The sequence below is a fragment of the Nostoc sp. FACHB-133 genome (assembly GCF_014698055.1).
In the GTDB taxonomy this organism is placed as follows: domain Bacteria; phylum Cyanobacteriota; class Cyanobacteriia; order Cyanobacteriales; family Nostocaceae; genus Nostoc.
Genome location: NZ_JACJSH010000071.1, coordinates 23,689 through 30,145 on the forward strand (window position 1 = coordinate 23,689; position 6,457 = coordinate 30,145).

Annotated in this window: 9 protein-coding genes and 1 pseudogene; 3 read left to right on the forward strand and 7 right to left on the reverse strand. The window is 45.1% G+C overall.

Annotated features, from left to right (window positions below; genetic code table 11):
• The 5 genes from H6G86_RS32765 to H6G86_RS32785 all read right to left on the reverse strand — a co-directional run bounded on the left by H6G86_RS32765 (position 1) and on the right by H6G86_RS32785 (position 2,079).
• The gene (locus H6G86_RS32765; protein ID WP_190937817.1) at positions 1-228 is read right to left on the reverse strand and encodes a hypothetical protein; all 228 of its coding nucleotides are present in this window, start codon (positions 226-228) and stop codon (positions 1-3) included.
• Positions 225-440 (reverse strand): hypothetical protein, encoded by a 216-nt coding sequence (locus tag H6G86_RS32770; RefSeq protein ID WP_190937818.1) that lies wholly within the window; start codon positions 438-440, stop codon positions 225-227. Before H6G86_RS32770 ends, H6G86_RS32765 begins: the two co-directional genes overlap by 4 nt.
• Before the next feature lie 67 nt (positions 441-507).
• Positions 508-927 carry a hypothetical protein gene (locus tag H6G86_RS32775; RefSeq protein ID WP_190937819.1) on the reverse strand — a complete coding sequence of 140 codons (420 nt, stop codon included), beginning with the start codon at positions 925-927 and terminating at the stop codon, positions 508-510.
• A gap of 280 nt (positions 928-1,207) precedes the next feature.
• Positions 1,208-1,774, reverse strand: a complete 567-nt coding sequence (locus H6G86_RS32780; RefSeq protein WP_190937820.1) for a hypothetical protein — start codon at positions 1,772-1,774, stop codon at positions 1,208-1,210.
• Positions 1,775-1,911: 137 nt separating this feature from the next.
• Complete coding sequence (locus H6G86_RS32785; protein WP_190937821.1) at positions 1,912-2,079, reverse strand: hypothetical protein; 168 nt, start codon at positions 2,077-2,079, stop codon at positions 1,912-1,914.
• Positions 2,080-2,419: 340 nt separating this feature from the next.
• Here H6G86_RS32785 and relB point away from each other — a divergent pair, with 340 nt between their 5' ends.
• The 3 genes from relB (at position 2,420) to H6G86_RS32800 (ending at position 5,885) form a co-directional block, all read left to right on the forward strand.
• The gene (gene relB / locus H6G86_RS32790; RefSeq protein ID WP_190937822.1) at positions 2,420-2,746 is read left to right on the forward strand and encodes a type II toxin-antitoxin system RelB family anti-toxin; all 327 of its coding nucleotides are present in this window, start codon (positions 2,420-2,422) and stop codon (positions 2,744-2,746) included.
• A gap of 184 nt (positions 2,747-2,930) precedes the next feature.
• Positions 2,931-4,529, forward strand: a complete 1,599-nt coding sequence (locus tag H6G86_RS32795) for a thioredoxin domain-containing protein (RefSeq protein WP_190937823.1) — start codon at positions 2,931-2,933, stop codon at positions 4,527-4,529.
• A 189-nt stretch (positions 4,530-4,718) separates the two neighbouring features.
• Positions 4,719-5,885, forward strand: a complete 1,167-nt coding sequence (locus H6G86_RS32800) for a hypothetical protein (protein WP_190937824.1) — start codon at positions 4,719-4,721, stop codon at positions 5,883-5,885.
• Positions 5,886-5,896: 11 nt separating this feature from the next.
• Here the strand turns inward: H6G86_RS32800 and H6G86_RS32805 are convergent, their stop codons facing one another.
• Positions 5,897-6,148: a hypothetical protein gene (locus tag H6G86_RS32805; RefSeq protein WP_313931542.1), complete on the reverse strand. Its 252-nt coding sequence runs from the start codon at positions 6,146-6,148 to the stop codon at positions 5,897-5,899.
• A 14-nt stretch (positions 6,149-6,162) separates the two neighbouring features.
• Positions 6,163-6,354 (reverse strand): annotated as a pseudogene (locus tag H6G86_RS39925) (NF041680 family putative transposase); the annotation flags it as partial.
• Positions 6,355-6,457: the final 103 nt, after the last annotated feature.

Genomic DNA, 6,457 nt, shown 5'->3' on the forward strand with positions numbered 1-6,457 from the left:
TCAATTTTTTTCAGTAGTATCAACCATCTCAATGCTGAGGACGAGACATAAATCGCTAGCTTTTACACCAATAACTCCTGGTTGAATTTCAGTAGATAATTCTTCTATAATTGAGTGAAAGCCAGGGTCTTCATCATTAATTTCAACCTCAATCAAACCTGCATCATTCGATATAACAGTTGCCCAACTTGGCAAAGCTTGAGGAATACTTGTTGCATAAAGTTTCATGGTTTTGTCTCCTGATTGAACTTGATTTCAACGACTTCTTCTACACAACCCATCGCCTGATCCAAATAGTGCAGGACATCGCCCAAGTGAGTTGCTGCTTCTGGGTCAATCTTTTTATCTGCAATCAACAAAAGCCAGTTTTCATCTTGAGCGATCGCCTGAATCTTTAAATAGCAGGAGTTGAACTCTTGTAGTATCTCTATGGGTGACATTGTTATATTTGTGATGTAAGTAAAACAGTCTTATTGAGGAAGTGGGCAGCAACGCCCACCCCTTTCTTTACGCTGCAACCAAATGTTTTGCTTGTGGAACGTACTTCCTTAGCCGTTCCCACTCGTCACTTGTCAGTGCGTCAAATTCTTTATCGAATAATTCCTCTTCCGTAGGTGGTTCTCCCGTAGCCGTTGTTGATACCCTTGCCACCTTCATGAAGTCGTCTAGTCCAACTGCTGCATCAACCTGCTCGGGGTATCGAATCTTATCTACAGCATTCGACCAGTGCGTAATGTACTGAAATATCACCCCAATCATGCAATCAGCTTTGTACACGCGATAGTTTCTGGGGCAGGCTCCGTCAGCGTAAACCAGCTTGTAGCCAGAAATCTCTTGCACCTCTGCATTGGGGTCGGTTGGAGGTAGGAGAATTTTGTCAAGAGACTCTTCTAACTCCGTATGTTGAAGAGAAAATGTGGTGATCATATTCTGTGTGTCATGATGATTTGGATTGTCTACATTCCGTTGTCGTGGCGATTGCTTTTCTCTTGGACTGCAACCGCCTTTCTCACTTCAAGATTTCTTACACCTCTGCATTTGCATCTGCTGGAGGGCGCATGATTCTCAGTTGATAGTTATCGAAACCCGAATCTTGAAGTATGGGGTTATCTGCTGTACTTTGTGCCATCATTGTGTTTGTTCTTGACTATACCCATCGGCGATTGCAATTCTTTTGGTGTGCAATCGCCTTTCTACCTTCAGCAACTTACGCCGCTACTGCCGCTCGGACTCCCAATAACGCAATCACATCTTTGGCACTGCCAGCAACCCGATTTACCCCGTACTGTCTTGGTCTTGCGTACCAACCTTGTTGATTGCACCCGACGAAGCCGACAAAATGCCCGTCTTGGTAGAGTTTGGTGCTGAACGAGAGCCAGTCAACTTCGCCGTGATATAGACCAAAAACAGTGCAAGCTTTTTCTAATTCATCGCTCAATCGCTCATTGCGCTCCAGGGGTGTCTCTGGCAGAGTCGCTTTCACCTCTGCAACTCTTGTAGCGAACCAGTCTCTATCGAAGGGAAGCCGTCCCCCTTGCACGAACCGCACCCATACCGTAATCCCGCCTTCAATCCAGATGGTGCGAACGGATTCGGGTTGGACTTCAATAATCTCGCCAATGATGCGGCGATCTCTGCTGGTGAGAGGGTCTTGGGTTGGGGCTACAGCTTCGGCTTGGGTTTCCAGGTGGCTGTATAGTTCTGCTTGGGCTAAAGCTTGCTCATCAACAGAAGAACTAGGAATTGCTTGCTGTGTATATGTTATGTAGGTCATAATATTGATCTCCATTCAGTTGGATAAAAGGCGATCGCACGGTTTGCGAGACTTGGGGCGGTCGTCTTTGTTATATGTGCAAACAACGTTGTGGTTTGGCACAACGCTCTCAAAAAGATTTGGCGTAGCCATCAAAGCTAGTTGCTAAGAGCATTATCAAGACAGCAGACAGCAGCATCAGGGGATGTGTAAGGAAGTGCTGTGTTCGCAAGAGGACACTCTACTAAATTCAGCTTTGCTATAAAATCTTTGATTTCTAGATGAATGGCACTAAATAACCAGTTTTTTAAGACTTGGTAGGTCATCGAGATCATCTTCGCTGGCTTGAGCATTACAAGTTTGGCTTCCGGCTGCTATTCCCGGTGGCACTTGGTTTTGTGGTTAGTTGAATGAGTGAATGTTTGGTAATTTGGCTTGCGAACCCTTGATTGCGTTCGGGTGCAGACGGTTCGTTTTTCTTACCCTCATGTACATAATACTAGTACACCTATTGGTAGTAGTCAATAGAGTAGTAGTTACTTTTAGATAGAGATTTGTAATACTACTATTGGTTGCACATAAGCAACTCTAATACCAATAGATGTAAGTCCTATATGTTTACATCCAATAGTAGTACCACTATAATAGGAGTATTATTTGGAGAGGATGATTGTGTTTATCGCATTAAAAAAATTGAGAGAGGCTGCGGGTCTTTCTCAGAATGACCTAGCTAGAAAGACTGGTTATAGTCCTCAGTTCATCCAAAAAATTGAACAAAATAAGGTTAAATCACTCACATTAGATGCAGCAGCAAGATTCTGTGAAGCCCTTAATTGTAAGCCTGGAGACTTGCTTGAGGAAGGTGAGCCACCCAAAAGATTAAGGATAGAAAAAAGTGTGACTCTTAATTCTCAAACAGAAACAGAGACTTTAGCGAATAGAAGGAAAATTCTGGGCGAAAGTGCAGAAGTTGATCTACTAAAAGCAGCGTAAAAGCTAAAAGCGACCGCCCGCCGACCAAAGCTATGCGATCGCCTGCTCAATCCGTTGATCACAAAGTGAGCTTATTATAATGCTGACACATTTTTGTGCAAACACCCTTCAGTATCTCCTCAGTTCACTTTGGTTAAACTGCAACACCTCAACTTTTAAGCATTTACCATAGTGGGCAAGAGATATGCTGACACTAGACAGAGAACAAACTACGGCACTTGATTACAGTGTTGTCAACACCAGTATCCAGGAAACCTTCACTGCCATCGACCGATTTGAATGGCAGGCGGTAGATGAAATCCTCCAGATGAGGGAACAGCAGCTTTACCTGCAAGCTGGATATAAAAACTTTGAAGAATACTGCCAGCGTGAATTATATGCCTGGGGCGGATACCGACGAATCAACCAACTGTTAGGAGCCAAAAAGGTCATAGACACAGTTGGCGAGTTGGGCGGACACATCAAAAATGAGCGTCAAGCCCGTCCGTTACTACGGTTAGTTAAGGAACCAGAGAAACTAAAACAAGCTGTAGCGATCGCTCTCAAAGATAATCCTGACCCAAGTGTTTCAGACTTTGCGGCTGCTGCAAATATTGTGGTTCCCCAAGTTCCACGCAAAAAGCAATCTATTCAGGAACCAATGGTTTCCAAAATTGAAGAACCAGTGGTTCCTCAAAAAGCTATTGTCACAGTTTCACAACAGTCACACCCAAGGTATGGAGAAGAGGGAACCATTGAGGCAGACGCACCAAATCGCTGGCAACAGATTGTCACCTTTACTGATGGCGAGAGGCTGTTGATCAACAATACTGATTTAGATGCCGCAAGCGTTCCATTTCCCAGAGAGCGGAACTATCCACCAGAATATACGGAAGCGATTGCTGCTATCGAAGAACGCCATAAACATGAGCTAGAGCGACTCTCCCAAGAAATGAGGATTGGTTTGCAAACAGAGGCCGCAGCCAGAGCCGAAGAACAAGTACAAGAGCAAATCCAATCTCTGCAACAACTCTTTAAACAACAGAAAGAAGAAAATGTCCAGTTACAGCAGCGCCTCTTGGAGATGGAAGGGTTACGGCAGTTAGAGACTGAGAATCAACAACTTCAACAACGTATTCAGGAACTAGAACACGCCGTACAAGAGCGCCCTTCTCAACAATGGGGGAATACCATGACGCAACAGGCGACTAAAGCTTTGAATAAGCAGGTAAAACAGGCGCTAGAGAAAACTATTGATCTGCGATCGCTAGCCCAGGAACCACCAAAGGAGAATGCACAGGAATGCTTACGACTCATGGGTATGGCATTGAAAAACCTAGCCAGCGCTATGAACAATACCCAAGCGCTGGAAGCTGCGGCGATAATCTTGGGAAGCGAACCTACACCAACTGCGATCGCTTATCGAGCCGAACAACTGGAAATGCTGCCCCAGGCAGTTAGTGACATTAGGGCAGTGTTAGCTAAACCTGGGTGTAAGTGGCAGGACTATTGGGATGTTGCCCAAGAGTATGAGGTGATTAAATCAGACTACTGGGCGGAATTGATCAGTGAAGAGACTGATTTAATTACTGCTTTCCAGAATGCATCCTCTCAACCAGACACCATCGGCATCGGCTCTATCGTTGCTCACGCTGACCCATACCGCACTTTGTATGTTGAAAGGGGCGAAGTGGTAGAGGATTTAGGCGAAGAGTTGGTGGTGGCTTGGGATTGTTGGAAGGAGCAATCGAAAAAGACTGACAGGTATTCACGAGACGAGTTGCGATTCTGGCAACCTCAATAGGCTTTTATCAGTGAACAGTGAACAGTGAACAGTTACCAGTTATCACCGATAACTGATAACTGGTCTAAAACCTACGCCGATACGCCGCTCTTGACTGATAACTGATAACTGATAACTGATAACTGGTTTAATAGCCCCGCATCACAGTGGGGGAAATTTCCGTGCGTCAACATAACAGGAGATTGTAAAATGACTGCAACTATCGCAAGACCCAAGCCCAAAAAGTCTGCTGCTAAACCACAATCACCATATAAGCGGCTTCATGTGATTATCCCGATTGAGGATATGTTATGGGCATCGCAGCAAAAGCCTTCAGTTAATCAGCTATGGCAAGAATGCTGGACGGCTGATCCTTATGGTTCTCGGTGGATGCCGCTAACTTCTACTTTGGGGTACAGTACTTTTATCTCTGCGAAGAAAATTCTAGCTGAAAGCGGGTTGTTCATTTTCAAGCCGGACAAGTCCATAGAAGATGGCCGGGAAACTGCAAACTGGATGGTGAAAAATTTGCATGGCAGTCGGATGAAAGAATTTTGGGAGAAAGTTAATGCTGAAAATCAACAACCAAATTCTCAAAAACGAGAATCAAATGCTGGGGATTTAGAGAAAGATGCTGGCTGTGAAGAAATGGGTGCTTTAAATCAAGCATCTATTTTAGGTAAAGACCAGTCAGAGCAAGGGTTCCAGGAAACCTCACGAACTACTCACGAACATCTTACAAACTCATCAAATGAGTTTGTAAGATGTATCTCTGACACGCTTACACGAATTCTGCATGAGGAGGAGACGGCTCACGCGCCCTTGGGGGGCGCGTCGCCTCGGCCTGTTCAAAGCGTGTCAGAGAAGGAGGAAGACTCGCCTACGGCGAATGACTGCACATCGCTAGCGCTCGTGAATGCTGCACCGAGTGAATCCGCTTCGTTGTTGGGAGAAAAGCAGGATTTGGGTGATGATGCGATAGTCCCTCATGAAGATACATTTTCCGCCGCGCCCGTCGTTGCAAATTCGGAAAATCTCAACCAGCCGTTAAACCTTTCCGCTTCGTTGATGACTGATAACTCGTCTTCTAGCCAGGAACCAAAAAACTATCATGAAGGTGAAAGTTCCACCTTGCCTGACTCAAATCCTGAGAAATGGTCGCATGAGGCTGTCGTCGCTCGTTCTAATGCGCGACCAGGGCGGATGCAGAAATTGAAAATGGCAGAGAGACTAGGCGAAAATCCAGGGGATGAGTTTTTAATGGAGTGCTGGGCTGATGATCCGGCTTTGCGGGTTGTGATCAAGAAGCTGGTGGCGAAGTGTCCGCAGTGGGGCTTTGTAGCGGCGAATGGGGTGCTGATGAAAGCGAACGAGTAATAAATGGCACTTTAACTACTAACATATTCCAGTACTCGTTCCCATCCCCAACGCCAAGCCGTCTCTACGGTTATTTCTTTACCGTTGGTGAATTTGATAAACTCTGTACCCTCGTCATAAAATACATCAGCAACGAGTTGATTGCGTAAATCGTAACCCCACATTGTAGCTGCCGCATTCCACCATCTCTGTCCGGGTGATTCTAGATTTGGTAATTCAAGGTACTCATCTTTCCACGCCTTTGGTTTCCATTGCTCACGCACAGCACTCACCAAAATTGCGTATCGTGCAGTGCTGCATAAATGCTCGACCATTGCCGTCGAAATACTGGACTTTGTGACAAGCTTACAAACGATGGGATACTCGGACTTGTTAATACTGCATCCATCAATTCAAATACTGCATCTTTGGCTTTTCCCAAACAATCGTAGATACCTTGGCGGAATTTTTCTAGTTGTGTCAGGATCATCAGGGAGCAATGCGGTTTTGTCAGATCCAGTAAAAAACAAGCGATCGCAAAAATAAAATCTAAGTAAGAAGTAACTTTATTTACTAAATATGTGCTGGTAGCC